This window comes from Achromobacter sp. ACM02 (assembly GCF_014851605.1).
GTDB lineage: Bacteria > Pseudomonadota > Gammaproteobacteria > Burkholderiales > Burkholderiaceae_B > Achromobacter > Achromobacter aegrifaciens.
Genome location: NZ_JACUZY010000012.1, coordinates 45,138 through 62,243, shown reverse-complemented (window position 1 = coordinate 62,243; position 17,106 = coordinate 45,138). Strand labels below are relative to the sequence as shown.

Below are 17,106 nucleotides of genomic sequence, written 5' to 3'. Positions count from 1 at the left end.
CTGGTTATGGTCGCTTGGGTGGCGGGCGGGGCTGGCCGTATGTGCCTACAGCGCAATGCCGCGCCCGATCAGGCTGGCGACGTCCGGCTCGCTGTAGCCGGCCTCGCGCAGGATCTGATCGGTGTGTTCGCCCGGCAGCGGAGCCTGGCGATGTATGGCGAACTGGAAGCCCGACATCTTCACCGGGCTGGCCACATGGGTGTTACGGCCATAGACCGGATGCTCGGTCTGCAGCGGCATGCCGCGGGCGACGAACTGCGGATGCGTCAGGCCCTCCGCCAGCTTGAGCACGGGCGACACGCAGCAGTCGGCGCCTTCAAACAGTTCCAGCCAATGCGCCAGCGGCCGGGATCCGAAGATCTGCTGCAATTCGCGGCGCACGCGCTCCTGCTGCGTCGCGTCGCCGTCGCGGTGCAGCGGCGCCAGATCGGGGCGATCCAGCCGCCGGCACAGCGTTTGCCAGAATTTCAGCTCCAGCGCGGCGACTGCCAGATAGCGCCCGTCCGCAGCGCGGTACTGGCCATAGCAGGCCAGCCCGCCGGACAGGGTATCCGCGCCCGCCGGCCGCGTGTCGCCGCGGGCATTGAGCGTGGCCAGCGGCACGACGGCGCCGGCCAGCAGGCCGTCGGCAATGGCGATATCGATGTACCGTCCGCGCCCGCTGCGCTGGGCGTCGTACAGCGCGGCCAGGATGCCCATTACCGCCGTAAGCGAACCTCCAAGTATGTCGGCCACGGGCAGGTTCGACAGCGCCGGCAGATCGGGCCCGCAGCCCATCTGGTCGGCGACCCCGGCGCAGGCCGCATAGTTCAGGTCGTGGCCGGCGGCGTCGCGCTGCGGACCGTCCTGTCCGTAGCCCGTGATGCTGCAGTAGACCAGCCGGGGATTGTGGCGCGCCAGGGTGGCGTAGTCGGCCTGCAGCCGCGCGGCCACGCCTGGACGGAAACTCTCGATCACCACGTCCGCGCCGCGCGCCAGCGCGGCCAGCGCCGCCTGTCCCTCGGGATGCTTGAGATCCAGCCGCAACCCGCGCTTGTTGCGGTTGCAGATGGCGCGCAGGGGCGGCGGCGCATAATCGCCCGCCTGCGTATCCTCGATCTTGATGACGTCGGCACCCAGGTCGGCCAGGTATTGCGCGCCCAACGGGCCGGGCAGCAGCCGCGACAGATCCAGGATCCTGACGCCCGCGAGCGGGGCGGTGTTCGGTGTATCCAAAGAGGGACTCCCGTAAATACGAAGTGGCATGCCCATTCGGGGTTCGGGCCAGTCTAGGCGCGGCTTTCCGGCTGACCAATGGCGGATTCGCTGATTGCGCTTGGCGAGAATGCTCACGCCGGCCATTCCTGTGCGCGCAGGCTTTGGCTACCATCGATCCATCGGCGTACGCCGGCCGCTGGATATCCTCATGACCCATCACACCATCGCCGTGGGACATATCGCCCAGATCCTGCAAGGCGCGCGCAGCCGGGGCGTGGACGTGGACCGGGTCCTGACGCGCGCCGGCGTGCCGCCGTCCCTGCTGCAGGCGCCGATGGCGCGGGTATCGCAGGCGCAGCTCGCACAGATCATGCGGACGCTGCGCCGCGCCACCCGGGACGACTTCCTGGGCATGGGCCAGCATCCGGTTCCCATGGGGGCGTTCGACCATGCCTGCCGGCTCGCGCTGCGGGAAGACACGGTGGGGCAGGCGCTGCGCGTGGCGTTCCGCTACTACCACGGCGTGCTGCGGGATTTCACCGCCCGCTTGTGCGTGAGTGGCGAGCGGGCGCGCATCGTGCTCGACTCGCGCGCGCCCAGCAGCTGTGCGCGCTGGTATGGCGAACGCTCCTTTCTATTCTTCACGCTGGGCGTGGCCAACTGGCTGGCGGCGCGGCGCATTCCCATTCTGGGCGTGGACTACAGCAGCGGCGCACGCAGCGCCGATGCGCACAGGCTGTTCTATGCGCCGGTGCGCTATGGCCAGCCGGTGACGGGCCTGTGGCTGGAGTCGCGCTGGCTGGCCTTGCCGGTGGTGCAGAACGAACAGACGCTCAAGCCGTTTCTGGCCAATGCGCCGTTCGACCTGTTGGTGAAGTACCAGGACCGCACCACCCTGACCGATCGCATCCGCCGCCTGTTGCGCAACGATCTGTCCAGGGAGTTGCCGTCGCTGATCCAGGTCAGCGCGCAACTGGCGATGACGCCGCAGACGCTGCGGCGGCACTTGCGTGAAGAGGGGCAGGGCTTCCAGGCCCTGAAGGATGACTTGCGGCGCGATGCCGCAGTCGAATACCTGGGCCGCCACGATCTATCCCTGATGGATATCGCCGAGCGTCTGGGCTTTTCCGAACCCAGCACCTTCCACCGCGCCTTCAAGAAATGGACCGGCGTGTCGCCGGGAGAATACCGCCGCAACCGCCTGGTCTGCGGCCCCGAAGGCCGGCAAGCCGCTGACACTTTTCGCCTATCGGTTTGACGCCTGCGGCCATTGCCGCGATCCGGCCCCAAGGAGGAAGCTAGGGGCTCGAGGACGAACGCACGCTGTTCCGCGCAAGGAGCACGGCGCCGCAGGAGACGAGCACCATGTATCTGACACAAGGCCTGCATCGTGCAGGCCGGCTGCACCCCGGCAAGATCGCGCTGTGCGAAGACGCACGGCGCTGGACCTACGCGGCGCTGATCGATTGGACCGCGCGCAAGGCCGCCGTGCTGCGCGGCCATGGCGTGCTGCCGGGCGATCGCGTAGCGTTCTGGGGCGCGAACGGCGCGGACTATGTGTCGTGGATCCTGGCGTGCTGGTGGCTGGGGGCGGCCGTGCTGCCTTTGAACACGCGCTGGAGCTGCCCGGAGCTTGCGCAGGCACTGGCCGACTGCAGTCCGCGCCTGCTGTTGGTGGACGAGACCATGGCCCCGCGCATGGCCGATGTGGACGTTCCTGCCAGCACGCAGCCGCTGTCCGCCGACGTGCTGGAAGCGCACGCCGCCGCGGCCGCGCCGCTGGACGATGTCCGTGCGGGCGGCGACGCGCTGGCCGCGATCCTCTTTACCGGCGGCACGACCGGCGCGCCCAAGGGCGCCATGCTGACGCACGCGAACCTCTGGAGCGCTGCGGTGGCCAGGATGGCTACGGTCCCCACGCCGCCCGACAGCCGCACCCTGCTGGTCGCGCCGCTATTCCATGTTGCCGGATTGGGTCGATTGATCGGACAGTTTGTCGCGGGCGCATCGGTGGCGGTCCAGCGCGGCTTCCAGCCCCGCGCGGTGTTGCAGGCCCTGCAGGACGACGGCGTAACCGAAGTGCTGCTGGTGCCCAGCATGATCCAGATGCTGCTGGACGAACCCGGATTCGCGCAGTACCGGCTGGACGGCGTGCGGCGCGTGATCTGGGGCGCCTCGCCGATTTCCCGGGCATTGCTTGACCGGGCGCTGGCGGCCTTTCCGCAAGCAGAGTTCGTGCATGCCTACGGCATGACCGAAACCGCCGCCACCGTCGCTATCAATGCAGACGTGCGCCAGGGCGGCGCACGCACCGAATCGGCGGGACGGCCTGCGGTAGGCGTGGAGACGCGCATTCTCGCGCCCGACGGCAGCGAGGCGGCGCCCGGCGCCGTTGGCGAGCTGTCGGTGCGCGGGCCCATGGTGATGCAGGGTTACTGGAACCGGCCTGAAGAAACGCGTCGCGCGTTCGACGGGGACTGGTTGCTGACGGGCGACGCAGCCCGCCAGGACGAGGATGGATACCTGTACATCGTCGACCGCCTCAAGGACATGATCGTCAGTGGCGGCGAAAACGTTTACGGCGCTGAAGTGGAAGGCGTGCTGGCCCGCCACGCGCTGGTGGCGCGCTGCGCGGTCATCGGCGTGGCGCACGCGCGCTGGGGCGAGGCTGTGCACGCGGTAATCGTGCCGCATCCAGGCATGGCCGCCGACGCCGACGCCCTGGACAGGCATTGCCGCCTGCAGCTTGCCGCCTACAAATGTCCCAAGACCTACGAGTTCCTCAGCGAATTGCCCATGTCGGCCGCCGGCAAGGTGCTGAAGTCCGTGCTGAGACAAGACCATGAATCCAGGCGCGCGGCCGTCGCTGCGCCCGCTCATCAGGAGAGTCAGACATGAATCGGAAAGTATGGGTGGCAGGGGTCGGCATGATTCCTTTCAGCAAGCCCGGCGCCAGCGAGGCATATACCGTGATGGGCGCGAGCGCCGTGCGCCAGGCCCTGCGGGACGCGGGGCTGCAATACGACGCGGTCCAGCAGGCCTACGCCGGCTATGTCTACGGCGATTCGACCGCCGGCCAGGCGGTGGTCTACGGCGTGGGGCTGAGCGGTATTCCGGTGTTCAACGTCAACAACAATTGCGCAAGCGGTTCGTCGGCCCTGTTCCTGGCGCGGCAGGCGGTGGAAAGCGGGGCGGTGGAGTGCGCCCTGGCGGTGGGCTTCGAACAGATGGTGCCTGGCGCGCTGAAAGGCGTGTACGAGGACCGCCCGTCGCCACTGCAGGACTTCGTCCTGGCGATGAGCGAAATGCAGGGCTATGACACGGCCAAGCCGCGCGCCGCCCAGTTCTTCGGCGGCGCGGGCCGCGACTACATGAAGGAGCACGGCATCGGCGCCGACGTCTTCGCCCGCATCGCGGTCAAGGCGCGCCAGCATGCCGCGCGCAATCCTTACGCCGTGTTCCGCCAGCCGGTCACGCTGGACGAGGTGCTGTCCGCGCCCATGATCTTCGATCCGCTGACGCGCCTGCAATGCTGCCCGCCGACCTGCGGCGCGGCGGCCGCCATCCTGTGTTCGGACGAGTTCGCGCGCCGCCACGGCCTGGCGCCCGCCGTCAGCATTGCCGCGCAGGCCATGACGACGGACACGCCGTCCACCTTCGGCGCCGGCGACATGCGCAAAGTGGTGGGCTTTGACATGACGCGGGCCGCAGCCGACCAAGTTTATGAGGCCGCCGGTATCGGCCCTGACGACGTGGACGTGGTCGAGCTGCACGACTGCTTCACCGCCAACGAGCTGATCACCTACGAAGGCCTGCGCCTGACGCCCGAGGGCAGCGCCGAGAAGTTCATCCTGGAAGGCGACAACACCTACGGCGGCAAGGTCGTGACCAATCCATCCGGCGGCTTGCTGTCCAAGGGCCATCCGCTGGGCGCAACCGGCTTGGCGCAGTGCACCGAGCTGGTGTGGCAACTGCGAGGCCAGGCGGACTTGCGCCAGGTCGAAGGCGCCAGGCTGGCGCTGCAGCACAACCTGGGACTGGGCGGCGCCTGCGTGGTGACGCTGTACCAGGCGGCCTGAGGAGAACGCAATGCTCGATACCAGCCATATCGGCGCCGCCTTGCCGGCGTTCAACGCGACCGTGGAGGCAGGCCGCCTGCGCTTCTTTGCGAAGGCCACCGGCCAGGACGACCCGGTCTACACCGACGAAGCCGCCGCGCGAGCGGCCGGCTACCGGGGACTGCCGGTGCCGCCGACCTTCTTCTTCTGCCTGGAAATGGACAGCCCCCGGCCCGCAGCCATGCGTGAATTGCTGGGCATAGACATAGCGCGGGTGCTGCACGGCGAACAGGGATTCGTCTACCACGCCATGGCGCATGCCGGCGACGAATTGCGCTTTGAACCGCGCATCGCCGACATCTACGCCAAGAAGGGCGGCGCGCTGGAGTTCGTCGTGCGCGAAACCCGGGTGACCGACGCCGCGGGGCGCCTGGTCGCCGAACTGCGCGCGACGACCGTCGTGCGTAACGCCTAGGAGACAGGAATGACTGCGGCCATGAATCATGACGCCAGGGCCGGCGACGAGCTGCCCGGTTTTACCGCGGGGCCGATCAGCCGATTGGGGCTGGCGCTGTATTGCGGTGCCTCGGGCGACCACAACCCGATACACGTGGACCTGGATTTCGCGCGAGCCGCCGGCATGGACGACGTCTTCGCCCACGGCATGTTGTCGGCTGCCTATCTGGCCCGGCTGCTGACGAACTGGGCGCCGCAATCGGCGTTGCGCGAGTACGCCGTGCGCTTCGTGGCGATCACGCACGTGGGTGACGAGGTCCGCTGTTCCGGCAGCGTGGTGGAACGCTTTGAAGCGCAGGGAGAAACCCGCTTGCGGGTGGAGCTGCATGCGCGCAGCCAGACCGGCGAACTGCGCCTGAGCGGCGTGGCAGTGCTGGCAATTCAGTAGCCCAGGAAAGGAGAGAACGATGGGTACATTGGAAGGCAAGGTCGCGCTGGTTTCGGGCGCGGGACGCGGCATCGGGCAGGAGATTGCGCTGAAGCTGGCGCGCGAAGGCGCCAACGTGGTGGTGAACGATCTGGACGCGGGGCCTGCGGAAGAAACCGTGGCGCTGATCCGCAAGGCGGGCGGCCAGGCGCAGGCCTGCGCGGGCAGCGTGATCGAAGCGGGCTTTGCCGAACGTTTCGTCGGCACCGCCGTGGACACCTATGGCGGCCTGGACATCATCGTCAACAATGCCGGCTACACCTGGGACAACGTGATCCAGAAGATGACGGACGAACAATGGGACGCAATCCTGGCGGTGCACCTGTCCGCACCGTTCCGCATTCTGCGGGCGGCCTCCAGCTTCATCCGGGTCGCGGCCAAGGCCGAAGCGGAACAGGGCAGGGAAGTGTTCCGCAAGGTCGTGAACATCTCGTCGACTTCCGGAGTCATGGGCAATGCCGGCCAGGCCAACTACTCGGCCGCCAAGGCCGGCATCAACGGGCTGACGCGCGCATTGGCCAAGGAATGGGGTCGCTACAAGGTAAACGTCAACAGCGTGGCCTTCGGGCTGATCAAGACGCGCCTGACCGAAGCGCCGGCCGACGGTGATGCCACGCTGGATATCGAAGGCCGGCAGATCAAGGTGGGCGTCAATCCGCAAGTGCTGAAGAACGCCGAAAGCCTGATTCCCATCGGCCGCGCCGGCACGCCGGCGGAAGCCGCAGGTGCGGTGTACCTTTTCTGCCTGCCCGAGTCCAACTACGTCAGCGGCCAGGTCCTGGTCGTCGGCGGCGGCCGTCCTTGAAAAGGGGGGAGCGCTATGGACACGCCACGGCAAGGCTGGATGGATGCGGACCTGACGCTGTTCCAGGATTCGACGCGCCGCCTCTTCGAAAAGGAGTTCGTGCCCGACGAAGAGCGCTGGCGCAAGCAGCAGCACGCGGACCGCGAGGTCTGGAACAAGGCGGGCCGGCTGGGCCTGCTGTGCGTGAGCATGCCCGAGGCCTATGGCGGGGGCGGAGGCAACTTCGCGCACGAGGCCATCGTGGCGGCGGAGCAGGCGCGCGCCATGGTGCACGGCTTCAGCAACAACGTGCACAGCGCCATCCTGGCGCATTACATACTGAACTACGGCACGGAAGAGCAGAAGCGGCGGTGGCTGCCACGCATGGCCACGGGCGAACTGGTGGGCGCCATCGCCATGAGTGAGCCGGGAGCCGGGTCCGACCTGAAGAGCGTGCGCACCACCGCCGTCAAGCAGGGCGAGCAGTATGTCCTCAATGGCTCCAAGACCTTCATCACCAACGGCTTGCACGCGGACCTGGTCTGCGTGGTCGCCAAGACCGATCCCCAGGCGGGGGCCAGGGGCGTGTCGCTGATCATGGTGGAAACGCAGGACCTGCCGGGCTTCAGGCGCGGGCGGTTGCTGGAGAAGCTGGGTCAGAAAAGCCTGGACACGGCGGAGCTGTTCTTCGATGGCGCGCGCGTGGGCGAGGACTGCCTGCTGGGTGGCGTCGAGGGCCGCGGCTTCGCCCAGCTCATGCAGCAGCTGCCGCGCGAACGGCTGCTGATCGCGGTGGGCGCCGTGGCCACCATGCGTCGCGCCATCGAGGAAACCCTGGCCTACGCGAGCTCCCGGCAGGTCTTCGGCCAGGCGCTCATCGAACTCCAGAACACGCGCTTCAAGCTGGCCGAGTGCGAGACAGTCGCCACCATTGCGGCGCGTTTCGTCGACGATTGCATCGAGCGCCAGCTGGCGGGCACGCTGGACCTGTCCACGGCGGCCATGGCCAAGTGGTGGACCACGCAGATGAACTGCCAGGTGATCGACGAATGCCTGCAATTGCACGGCGGCTACGGCTACATGCTTGAATACCCGATAGCCAGGCTGTACGCGGATGCGCGGGTCGGCAAGATCTACGGCGGCTCCAACGAGATCATGAAGGAAATCATCGCGCGCGCCATGACCGCCTGAGGCGCATGGCGGACAGTCAGAACAACGATGAGGAGACAAGATGCACCAAGCGCATTATCGGTACTGGCCCAAGGGGCTGCCGAAGGAGATCAGCCCGCCGCAGTCCAGCCTGTACTTCAACCTGGAGGCGTCCGCCACGCGCTATCCGGGCAAGGCCGCCATCGTGTTCTACGACACCGTGCTGGACTACGCGCGGCTCAAGCGCGAGGTCGACGCCATGGCCGGCTACCTGCAGCACAGCGCGGGCGTGAAGGCAGGCGACCGCGTCCTGTTGCTGAGCCAGAACTGTCCGCAGTTTGTCATCGCGTACTACGCGATCCTGCGCGCCGAGGCGGTGGTGGTGCCGGTCAATGCCATGAGCACGCCGGACGAGTTGGCGCATTACCTGGCGGACAGCGGTGCCCGCGTGGCCTTCGCGGCCCAGGAACTGTGCGCGCGGCTGGACGGTTTCGCCGCTGACGGACGCCTGGAGCGTGTCATCGTCCACACCTATTCGGATTATTTGCAGGGACCGGCTCCTGATGCGCCCGAATGGGTCGCCGCGCCCAGGCGCGCACCCGATGTGCGCGGCGGCGTGCCCTGGTACGGCGCGCTGGCGGTCAACGTACAGCCGTTGCCGCACCGGGCCGGGGCGAAGGACCTCTGCCTGCTGCCTTATACCTCGGGCACCACTGGCCGGCCCAAGGGCTGCCGCCATACCCACGGCACCATGAATGCATCCCTGGCCGGTTCGCAGCTATGGCGCGGCCTGACCTCCGAAGCGGTCATCATGGGCGTGGCGCCGATGTTCCATCTGCTGGGCATGCAGAGCTGCATGAATACGCCCATCCTGCTGGGCGCCACGGTGGTGGTACTGCCGCGCTGGGACCGCGAAGTGGCCGGGCGGCTGATGGCGCGTCATCGCGTCAGCGTCTGGGCCGCGCCGCCCGCGATGGTCGTGGATTTCTTCGCGCAACCCGGCATCGAAAAGCTGGACCTGTCCAGCCTGGCGCAGCTATGCGGCGGCGGAGCCCCCATGCCCGAGGCTGTCGCTGCCATGTTGGCCAGCCGCTACGGCATCACCTACAACGAGGCCTATGGGCTGACGGAAACCGCCTCGTTCCTGCACTGCAATCCGCTGGACCGCAACAAGCGCCAATGCATAGGCGTCCCCACCTTCGGCGTGGACACGCGGATCGTGGATCCGGCCACGCTGGTTGAACTGCCCCAGGGCGACACCGGCGAACTCGTCACGCGCGGCGCGCAGGTCATGCTGGGGTACTGGAACAATCCGCAGGCCGATGAGGAAGCCTTTTTCATGCTGGACGGGCAGCGCTATTTCCGAACCGGCGATTTGGGCCGCGTGGACGAAGATGGCTATTTCTACGTGACCGATCGCCTGAAGCGCATGATCAACGCATCTGGCTACAAGGTCTGGCCGGCGGAGGTCGAGAACGCGCTGTACGAGCATCCGGCAGTCCACGAGGCCTGCGTGATCGGAGTGCCGGATGCCTGCCGCGGCGAAACGGTGAAGGCTCTGCTGGTGTTGCGCGACGAGGCGCGCGGCAGCGTGCGCGAAGAAGATGTGATTGCCTGGGCGCGGACGCGCATGGCTGCCTACAAGGCGCCGCGCATCGTGGAGTTCGTGGAGGTTTTACCTAAGTCCAGCACGGGCAAGATCCTGTGGCGGCAGCTGCAGGAGGAGGGCAAGACGGCGGCCTAGCTCGGCGTGTCCGGCAGCTCAGGGGCCGGCGGTGGACTCCCAGCCTTGCTCCGCCAGCCCTTTGAGCTGGCGGCCAATCTCCACGGGAAGGGGAAGACGATGGTCGAGCTGTTCTGCGCGCCTGCCATGGCCAGCGTGCTCAGACAGCGCAGCTGTACCGTTTCCGGTTGTTGCGCAGCACGACCGCCCCCGCACCCTGTTCATGCGCTGTGGCCAGGCCGCGGGTGACGTAGTCCGCCGTAGCGGGGCCAACGATGCCGTATTCAGAAACCTGCGCGGGCAGGAGATTGCGGGTGAGTCGGTTTGTGGTGATAATTGCGATTAATTCCCATTATCGAAGTAATCCGACCACGTCCTCGCCATGCCTCCCCCCGACCCGACTTCCGCCGTCGCCGTGCAGCGCATCTACGACGCGCATCACGGCTGGCTGTTCGGCTGGCTGCGCCGGCGGCTGGGCAACAGCGCCGACGCCGCCGACCTGGCCCAGGACACGTTTGTCGGGTTGCTGAGCAGCTATCGCCGGCGCGCCATGCCGGAGTTGCAGGAGCCGCGCGCCTACCTGACCACCATCGCCAAGCGCTTGATGGTGGACCTGTACCGGCGCCATGCGCTGGAGCAGGCCTACCTCGACGCCCTCGCGGCCATGCCGGCGCGGCATGCGCCGTCGGAAGAGCAGCGCCTGATGGTGCTACAGACGCTGCGCGAGGTGGACGCCTTGCTGGCGGCCCTGCCGGACAAGGCCCGGATCGCATTCCTGCTGTCGCAACTCGACGGCCTGACGTACGAGCAGATCGGCGTCGAGATGGGGGTGAGCGTGCGCACGGTCAAGCGCTACATGGCCGAGGCCTTCAAGCATTGCATCCTGGCGGCGTCATGACGGCAGCGACGGACGCCATCGATCCGAAGATCGCGGGCGAAGCCGCGGATTGGCTGGTGCGGTTGCATTCGGGGCGCTTCTCCGATGCGGACAAGCTGGCCTGTGAGCGTTGGCGCCAACGCAGCCCCGAGCACGACCGCGCCTGGACCCGGGCGCAGGCTGTCCTGGCCAAGTTCGGCGGCTTGCCGCCGGGGCTGGGGCGGGCCGCCATGAACGCGGACGCGACGCGGCGCGCGGGTCTGCGGGTGCTGGCGGGGCTGATCGTGGGGGTGCCGGCGGGCTGGCTGGCATGGCGCACGGCGCCCTGGCAAAGCTGGACGGCGGACTACGCCACCAGCAGTGGCGAACGCCGGCAGTTCCAGCTGCCGGACGGCAGCGTGCTGGCGCTCAATACCGCCTCGGCGGTGGACCTGGACTATTCGGCGGAACAACGTCTGGTGCTGCTGCGGGAGGGCGAAATCCTGCTGCGTTCGGCCCATGCGGCGCCGCCGGACCCTCGGCCGCTGCGGGTGCGCACCGCCGAAGGCAGCGTGCAGGCCTTGGGCACGTACTTCGGCGTGCGGCAACTGGATGCGCGCAGCCGGGTCGCGGTGATCGAAGGGCAGGTTCGGCTGCAGCCGCGTGCGGCGGCGGCGGGCGTCGTGCTGGCGGCAGGGCAATGCGCCGAGTTTTCGGACCGTGAAGTCCTGGCGCCTCGCGCCTATGTCCATCCGCCGCAAGCCTGGCTGGATGGCGTGCTTTATGCGGACGACATGAGGCTGGCCGACTTCCTGAAGGAGCTGGCGCGCTATCGCCCGGGCCTGTTGCGCTGCGATCCGGCGGTGGCCGATCTGCGCATCTCGGGCGGGTTCCAGGTGGATGACACCGATGCGGTGCTGCTGGCGGTGTCGCGCAGCCTGCCGGTGCGGGTGGTTTCGCGCAGCCGCTACTGGGTCAGCGTGGCGCCGGCCTGACCGTGGCGCGCGGATTTTTGGCCCCTTTTTTCGCTTCGTCCGACAAGTCCATATAGCACCTTCGCTCGTACTTCGTCGGGATCAGCATGCTTTCAAGCAAGAACAACGTGGCCAGGCCAGCTTGCCGCACGAACCGCCGCGCCGCCGCTGGCGCGCTCTGCGCGGCACTGGTGGCAGTGGCGCCGGCCATCCACGCGCAGCCGGCTGCGAATACGTCCGGCGCAGCCGTCCAGGCACGGTTCGACATTCCGGCGGGCCCGCTGGGACCGGCGCTGTCGGCCTTCGCCGGGGTGGCTCGCATCAATCTTTCGTTCGACCCGGCGCTGGCCGAAGGCTTGCGCACGGCCGGGCTGCAAGGCGCATGGACGGTCGAGGCCGGGCTGGCCAAATTGCTGGCGGGCACGCCGTTGGCGGCGCGGCGCGATGGCGCCAATGTCTACACGCTGAGGCGCGTGCCCAACGAGCCGGCGGCAGTGCTGCCGGCGGTGCGGGTGGAGGGCACGGACGAGTCGGCCTACGGACCCGTAGCCGGCATCGTGGCGCAGCGCAGCGCCAGCGGCACCAAGACCGACACGCCCATCCTGGAGATCCCGCAGACGGTGAACGTGGTCACGCGCGACGAGATAACGATGCGAGGCGCGCGCAGCATCGTCGAGGCGCTGGCCTACACGCCGGGCGCCTATTCGCCGGGCGGCAGCGCCGATCTGCGCTACGACAACATCTACCTGCGCGGCGGCCACGCCGCGCGCAACAACCTGGACGGCGCCCGGCTGCCATTTGGCGCATACAGCTTCGGCATGCTGCAGATCGAGCCCTACGGGCTGGAGCGGGTGGAGGTGCTGAAAGGGCCGTCCTCGGTGCTGTACGGCCAGAATACGCCCGGCGGCCTCATCAATATGGTCAGCAAGCTGCCGACGCCGGCGCCCCAGCGCGAGATCGAGTTGCAGACCGGGAGCTATGGCCGGATCCAGGCTGCCGCCGATTTGAGCGGCCCGATGGACCAGGACGGACAGTGGAGCTATCGCCTGGTCGCATTGCAGCGCGATGCGGCCCAGTCCGCCCATTACTCGGAAGAGGACCGGACCTTCGTCGCTCCGGCATTGACGTGGCGGCCGTCGGCGGCCACCTCGCTGACCTTGCTGGGCTTCTATCAAAAGGACCACCAGGTGCCCATGTACGGCAATCTGCCGGCGGCAGGCACGCTTTACTCCAATCCCAACGGCCGCATTCCCCGCGACCGCTATACCGGCGAACCCGGCTGGGATACCTATGACCGGGAGCAGTACTCGGCGGGCTATCTGTTTTCGCACCAGTTCAACGACACCTGGACCGTCAGGCAGCAACTGCGCTACAGCCACATGCGGGGCGAGGCGCGCACCACCGTGGGCTATATGCTCAATCCGGTGGACATGCGCACCTGGTCGCGTTCGATGTCGCAGGGCAAGGGCACCGGGGCGACGCTGAACGTGGATACCCAGGCCGTCGCGCGCTTCAACACCGGCCAGGTCGGGCACGAGTTCCTGGCTGGCTTCGACTATCTGGACATGCGCGACACCTACCAGTTCGCCAACGTCATCGCCGGCGTGCCGCCGCTGGACCTCTACGATCCGGTGTATGGGCGGCCCCGGCCGGGCATCTCGGACCTGATTCCCCGCATCGATTCGCGCCAGCGCACCGAACAGTCCGGCGTCTACGCGCAGGACCAGATCTCGTACGGCAACTGGCTGCTGACGCTGGGCGGCCGCTACGACATGGCGCGCGGCACGACCCGCAATCTGCTGACGTCCGGCAAGGTCGCGCAGAACGATTCGGCCTTTACCGGCAGGGCGGGCCTGACCTACATGCTGGAAAGCGGCCTGGCGCCTTATGTGGCGTACTCGACGTCCTTCGCGCCCACGGGAGGCACCGACTACGAGAGCAACCCATTCCAGCCGACCAAGGGCCGGCAGATCGAGGCGGGATTGAAGTACCAGCCGCCGGGCAGCGACAGCATGGTGACGCTGTCGGCCTATCAATTGACGCAAACCAACGTGCTGACCAGCGATACCACGCCGGGCCGTCCTCCGGGCTTCCAGCTGCAGGCGGGCGAGGTCCGCTCGCGCGGGATCGAACTGGAAGGCAAGGCCAGCCTCGCGCGCGGCTGGGACGTGATCGCCTCGTACTCCTACGTCGACGCCGTGGTGACCAAGAGTTCCAACGTCGACATCGTCGATGACGCGCCGCAGTCGCGGCAGGGCAAGAAGCAGTACTACGCGCCGGCGCACCAGGCCGCGGCATGGCTGGCATACAAGGTGCAGGAGGGGCCGCTGCAGGGTCTGGGACTGGGAGCGGGCGTGCGCTACATCGGCGCCGACTGGGGCGATGCGGCCAACACCTTGCGCATTCCGGCGGTGACGCTGGTCGATGCCGCCCTGTCCTACGACCTGGGCCGGATGCAGCCCGCGATGCGGGGCATGACGCTGTCGCTGAACGCCAGCAACCTGTTCGACCGCACGTATGTGGGCACTTGCGTGACCACCACGTCGTGCACCTACGGCGCCGGGCGGCTGGTGTTGGCCACGCTGCGGTACGCATGGTGAGGCCGCACGGCAATTGGCGCGGCGTGACGGCGCGTGCGGGCGCGGCCACGCTGGGCGCCTATGCGCTGGTTTGGGCCGCTGTGGCAGCGGCGGCGCGACTGCCGCTGGCGCCTGCCGACGCCATCCTCTATCCGGCCTTGGCCGCCATTCCCGCGCACGTGGGCCTCGCGATATGGGCTTTCGCGGCCCGCAGCGTGGGCCGCGTGTGGCTGATCATTGCCGCAGGCTGCGCGGGCTGCTGGGCCATGGCGTGGGGAGCGGCGGCATGAACGCCTATCCGGAAGGAAGCCTGCGCCAGCGCATGGCCTGGCTGCATACCTGGGTCGGCCTGTTGTTCGGCTGGCTGGCGTTTGCAGTGTTCCTGACGGGCGCGCTCAGTGTCTACGCGCCTGAAATCAGCCTCTGGATGAAGCCGGAGAGTTCCGCGGCTGGTCGAGCGGACCAGCCGTCAACCCTGGAGCGCGCGCAAGACTGGCTGGCGCGCAATGCCGCGGCGGCGGCTTCCTGGCGCATCGAGCTGCCGGATGCGCGCCGTTCCCTGCTGGGGCTGTCATGGGAGGATGAAAAGGGCGGCGGCGCCGTGCTGCTCGATCCGGCCAGGGGGCGCGAGATCGTGCCGCGTGACACCGAGGGCGGCGACTTCCTGGTCGAGTTCCACTACAGCCTGCATGCTGGCCAGGCCGGCATCTGGGTGGTCGGCGCCTCTACCTTGGCGCTGCTGGCGGCGCTGGTTTCGGGCGTCATTGTGCACCGGCGCTTCTTCGCGGATTTCTTCCTGTTCAGGCCGCGTGCTTCGCCCGGCCGCGCGTGGCTCGATGCGCACAACGTCCTGTCGGTGCTGCCGCTGCCGTTTCATTGCATGATCCTGCTCACCGCCTTGAGCACGCTGTTGCTGGGCTATCTGCCCGCAGGCGTGCAAAGCCGCTATGGCGGCGACGTGGCGGCGATGGTGGCGGACGTGTTTCCGCAGCCGCCGGCCAGTTCGCCGCGCAGCGGTGCGAGCGCAATGCTGCCGCTGGCCGCCCTGGCGCAGCGCGCCGAGGCGGAACTGGGCGCGGGCAAGATCGCCGCGATCACGGTCAGGCAGCCTGGCACTCAAGGCGCGCTTGCGGATGTCTGGCGCCGGTACGATGACCGCCTGCTGGCCTTTCCCGACCGCGTCAGCCTGGATGCGGCGACGGGCCGGGTCGTCGATGCGCAAACCGCCTATCCTGGATCCTTGCAACTGATCCGGACGCTCGGAGGGCTGCACTATGGCTACTACGCCGCGCCGCTGCTGCGCGCGCTGTACTTCCTGCTGGCCCTGTCAGGCGCCGCCATGATCGCGACGGGACTGGTCCTGTACACGGCGCGGCCGGCGGCGGCCGCCTCCCGCTTCGGCCGCGCTGCGCACCGGTTGAATGTGGCGATGATCTGCGGCCCGACGTGCGCCTGCGCCGCGTACCTGCTGGCCAATCGCCTGGCGTGGCCACATGCGGCGGGGTTGCATGAACGCGAGGTGACGGCTTTCTTTCTGGCATGGATGGTTTGCGGCGTGCATGCCTTGGTGCGAGGCGAGCGCCGCTTGTGGACGGAGCAATGGCGGGCGGCGGCGCTGCTATGGCTGGCCGCGGCTTCTGCCGATATGCTGGCGATGGCGTTCGACGCGAGCCTGAGGTCGGCTTGGGCACGGCCGCTGCATCTTGCGGTCTGGGGGGCAAGCATCGCCGCCGCCTGCGTCTTCGGCTACATGGCGCATCGCGCCAGCAAGCGCCGGGAGTAAGATCGGCCGCATGGCTTGCAAGCGGACCTGAACCGCTTGCGCTATAAGCCGTGAAGTCGACGATGAAATCCGGGGATGTCCATGTTTATCCGTCAGCTCTCCTATCTCCTGGCCCTGGACAAATACCGGCATTTCGGACGGGCGGCGGAAAGCTGTCATGTCTCGCAACCCGCGCTGTCCAACGGCATCCGCGAACTGGAGCGCGAACTCGGAATCACGATCGTCAAGCGCAACCGGACCTTCGAAGGCATTACGCCCGAAGGCGAGCGGGTGATCCAATGGGTGCGGCAGGTGATGGCTTCGCTGGAGGGACTGCGGCAGGAGGCCGATCTCGTGCGCAGCGTGCCGCAAGGCCACCTGGCGATAGGCGCCATTCCCACTGCCAACCATGCGGCGACGCTGCTCAGCGCCCAGTATCGGGAGATCCTTCCCCAGCTGACGCTGGAAGTCACCTCGCTCAGCACTCCGGAAATCCTGCGCCGGCTGAAGGCCCAGGAAATCCAGTTGGGCATCCTCTATGAGCGGTCCGTGCTCGACAGCGCCGACTTTGACGTGATGCCGCTGTACGCCGAGCGCTACGTGCTGGTGGCGAACGAGCAGGCCTCCTTGCCGCGCCAATTGGATTGGTCGGAAGTGGGCGAACTTCCGCTCTGCCTGCTCAGCCCGGACATGCAAAACCGCCAGACCTTGAACAAATGTTTCGAGAGCGTGGAAGCCAAGCCGCGAGTGGTGCTGCAAAGCAACGACATCCGTGTGCTGCTGACGGAATGCCAGAGCGGGCGGGCTTTCTCCATCATGCCCCTGAGCGCCTTGCCCGCCCAGTATGAAGGGGCCGGGCTGCTGGCGCATCCCATCATTCCCGAACACGCCGAGGACGTCTGCCTGGTCAGGCTGCGGCGCGACAAGCCGCCTGCCTTATCGGACGCCGCCTGGCAGATCGCCGGCCAAATGGACCTGGAGGCCGTCCTCAACCACTCGCTGGCGGCCAAACCTTGATAACCATGGATTATCAAAAGGTTCACAGGAAAAATTAGATCATTTCTTGTCGTTGCCGCATGCT

The 17,106-nt window shown here is 67.7% G+C and carries 15 protein-coding genes; 14 read left to right on the top strand and 1 reads right to left on the bottom strand.

All coding sequences use genetic code 11. The features are described from left to right. Positions 1–45 precede the first annotated feature (45 nt). The gene (locus tag IB258_RS28425; RefSeq protein ID WP_192353514.1) at positions 46–1,245 is read right to left on the bottom strand and encodes a CaiB/BaiF CoA-transferase family protein; all 1,200 of its coding nucleotides are present in this window, start codon (positions 1,243–1,245) and stop codon (positions 46–48) included. 160 nt (positions 1,246–1,405) lie between these two features. Here IB258_RS28425 and IB258_RS28420 point away from each other — a divergent pair, with 160 nt between their 5' ends. The 14 genes from IB258_RS28420 to IB258_RS28355 all read left to right on the top strand — a co-directional run bounded on the left by IB258_RS28420 (position 1,406) and on the right by IB258_RS28355 (position 17,042). Further along, positions 1,406–2,455 (top strand): AraC family transcriptional regulator, encoded by a 1,050-nt coding sequence (locus IB258_RS28420; protein ID WP_119451015.1) that lies wholly within the window; start codon positions 1,406–1,408, stop codon positions 2,453–2,455. A 107-nt stretch (positions 2,456–2,562) separates the two neighbouring features. Beyond that, positions 2,563–4,095 carry a class I adenylate-forming enzyme family protein gene (locus IB258_RS28415; RefSeq protein WP_192353513.1) on the top strand — a complete coding sequence of 511 codons (1,533 nt, stop codon included), beginning with the start codon at positions 2,563–2,565 and terminating at the stop codon, positions 4,093–4,095. After that, positions 4,092–5,276, top strand: a complete 1,185-nt coding sequence (locus IB258_RS28410) for a lipid-transfer protein (protein WP_054451223.1) — start codon at positions 4,092–4,094, stop codon at positions 5,274–5,276. Before IB258_RS28415 ends, IB258_RS28410 begins: the two co-directional genes overlap by 4 nt. A 10-nt stretch (positions 5,277–5,286) precedes the next feature. Further along, positions 5,287–5,730: a MaoC family dehydratase N-terminal domain-containing protein gene (locus tag IB258_RS28405; RefSeq protein ID WP_175161815.1), complete on the top strand. Its 444-nt coding sequence runs from the start codon at positions 5,287–5,289 to the stop codon at positions 5,728–5,730. 9 nt (positions 5,731–5,739) lie between these two features. Beyond that, entirely contained in the window at positions 5,740–6,159 is a 420-nt protein-coding gene (locus tag IB258_RS28400) for a MaoC family dehydratase (protein ID WP_054451225.1), read from the top strand. A 19-nt stretch (positions 6,160–6,178) separates the two neighbouring features. Beyond that, positions 6,179–7,003 carry an SDR family NAD(P)-dependent oxidoreductase gene (locus tag IB258_RS28395; RefSeq protein WP_054451226.1) on the top strand — a complete coding sequence of 275 codons (825 nt, stop codon included), beginning with the start codon at positions 6,179–6,181 and terminating at the stop codon, positions 7,001–7,003. A gap of 15 nt (positions 7,004–7,018) precedes the next feature. Beyond that, entirely contained in the window at positions 7,019–8,173 is a 1,155-nt protein-coding gene (locus IB258_RS28390; RefSeq protein WP_119451001.1) for an acyl-CoA dehydrogenase family protein, read from the top strand. Positions 8,174–8,213: 40 nt separating this feature from the next. Beyond that, a complete protein-coding gene (locus IB258_RS28385; protein WP_175161821.1) occupies positions 8,214–9,875 on the top strand; it encodes a long-chain fatty acid--CoA ligase in 1,662 nt (553 codons plus the stop codon). Positions 9,876–10,236: 361 nt separating this feature from the next. Then, positions 10,237–10,752 carry a sigma-70 family RNA polymerase sigma factor gene (locus IB258_RS28380; RefSeq protein WP_192353512.1) on the top strand — a complete coding sequence of 172 codons (516 nt, stop codon included), beginning with the start codon at positions 10,237–10,239 and terminating at the stop codon, positions 10,750–10,752. Then, positions 10,749–11,705: a FecR domain-containing protein gene (locus IB258_RS28375; protein WP_192353511.1), complete on the top strand. Its 957-nt coding sequence runs from the start codon at positions 10,749–10,751 to the stop codon at positions 11,703–11,705. Before IB258_RS28380 ends, IB258_RS28375 begins: the two co-directional genes overlap by 4 nt. A gap of 86 nt (positions 11,706–11,791) precedes the next feature. After that, a complete protein-coding gene (locus IB258_RS28370; protein WP_192353510.1) occupies positions 11,792–14,284 on the top strand; it encodes a TonB-dependent siderophore receptor in 2,493 nt (830 codons plus the stop codon). Then, a complete protein-coding gene (locus IB258_RS28365; protein ID WP_192353509.1) occupies positions 14,278–14,553 on the top strand; it encodes an iron transporter in 276 nt (91 codons plus the stop codon). The genes IB258_RS28370 and IB258_RS28365 overlap by 7 nt, the downstream gene beginning before the upstream one ends. Then, entirely contained in the window at positions 14,550–16,046 is a 1,497-nt protein-coding gene (locus tag IB258_RS28360) for a PepSY domain-containing protein (RefSeq protein WP_192353508.1), read from the top strand. The genes IB258_RS28365 and IB258_RS28360 overlap by 4 nt, the downstream gene beginning before the upstream one ends. Positions 16,047–16,127: 81 nt before the next feature. Then, positions 16,128–17,042 carry a LysR family transcriptional regulator gene (locus tag IB258_RS28355; RefSeq protein WP_175161863.1) on the top strand — a complete coding sequence of 305 codons (915 nt, stop codon included), beginning with the start codon at positions 16,128–16,130 and terminating at the stop codon, positions 17,040–17,042. Positions 17,043–17,106: the final 64 nt, after the last annotated feature.

Excerpts from the sequence above, each read along its gene's own strand:
- IB258_RS28425 (WP_192353514.1), bottom strand. The coding sequence starts at position 1,245 with ATGCCACTTCGTATTTACGGGAGTCCCTCTTTGGATACACCGAACACC.
- IB258_RS28420 (WP_119451015.1), top strand. The coding sequence starts at position 1,406 with ATGACCCATCACACCATCGCCGTGGGACATATCGCCCAGATCCTGCAA.
- IB258_RS28415 (WP_192353513.1), top strand. The coding sequence starts at position 2,563 with ATGTATCTGACACAAGGCCTGCATCGTGCAGGCCGGCTGCACCCCGGC.
- IB258_RS28410 (WP_054451223.1), top strand. The coding sequence starts at position 4,092 with ATGAATCGGAAAGTATGGGTGGCAGGGGTCGGCATGATTCCTTTCAGC.
- IB258_RS28405 (WP_175161815.1), top strand. The coding sequence starts at position 5,287 with ATGCTCGATACCAGCCATATCGGCGCCGCCTTGCCGGCGTTCAACGCG.
- IB258_RS28400 (WP_054451225.1), top strand. The coding sequence starts at position 5,740 with ATGACTGCGGCCATGAATCATGACGCCAGGGCCGGCGACGAGCTGCCC.
- IB258_RS28395 (WP_054451226.1), top strand. The coding sequence starts at position 6,179 with ATGGGTACATTGGAAGGCAAGGTCGCGCTGGTTTCGGGCGCGGGACGC.
- IB258_RS28390 (WP_119451001.1), top strand. The coding sequence starts at position 7,019 with ATGGACACGCCACGGCAAGGCTGGATGGATGCGGACCTGACGCTGTTC.
- IB258_RS28385 (WP_175161821.1), top strand. The coding sequence starts at position 8,214 with ATGCACCAAGCGCATTATCGGTACTGGCCCAAGGGGCTGCCGAAGGAG.
- IB258_RS28380 (WP_192353512.1), top strand. The coding sequence starts at position 10,237 with ATGCCTCCCCCCGACCCGACTTCCGCCGTCGCCGTGCAGCGCATCTAC.
- IB258_RS28375 (WP_192353511.1), top strand. The coding sequence starts at position 10,749 with ATGACGGCAGCGACGGACGCCATCGATCCGAAGATCGCGGGCGAAGCC.
- IB258_RS28370 (WP_192353510.1), top strand. The coding sequence starts at position 11,792 with ATGCTTTCAAGCAAGAACAACGTGGCCAGGCCAGCTTGCCGCACGAAC.
- IB258_RS28365 (WP_192353509.1), top strand. The coding sequence starts at position 14,278 with ATGGTGAGGCCGCACGGCAATTGGCGCGGCGTGACGGCGCGTGCGGGC.
- IB258_RS28360 (WP_192353508.1), top strand. The coding sequence starts at position 14,550 with ATGAACGCCTATCCGGAAGGAAGCCTGCGCCAGCGCATGGCCTGGCTG.
- IB258_RS28355 (WP_175161863.1), top strand. The coding sequence starts at position 16,128 with ATGTTTATCCGTCAGCTCTCCTATCTCCTGGCCCTGGACAAATACCGG.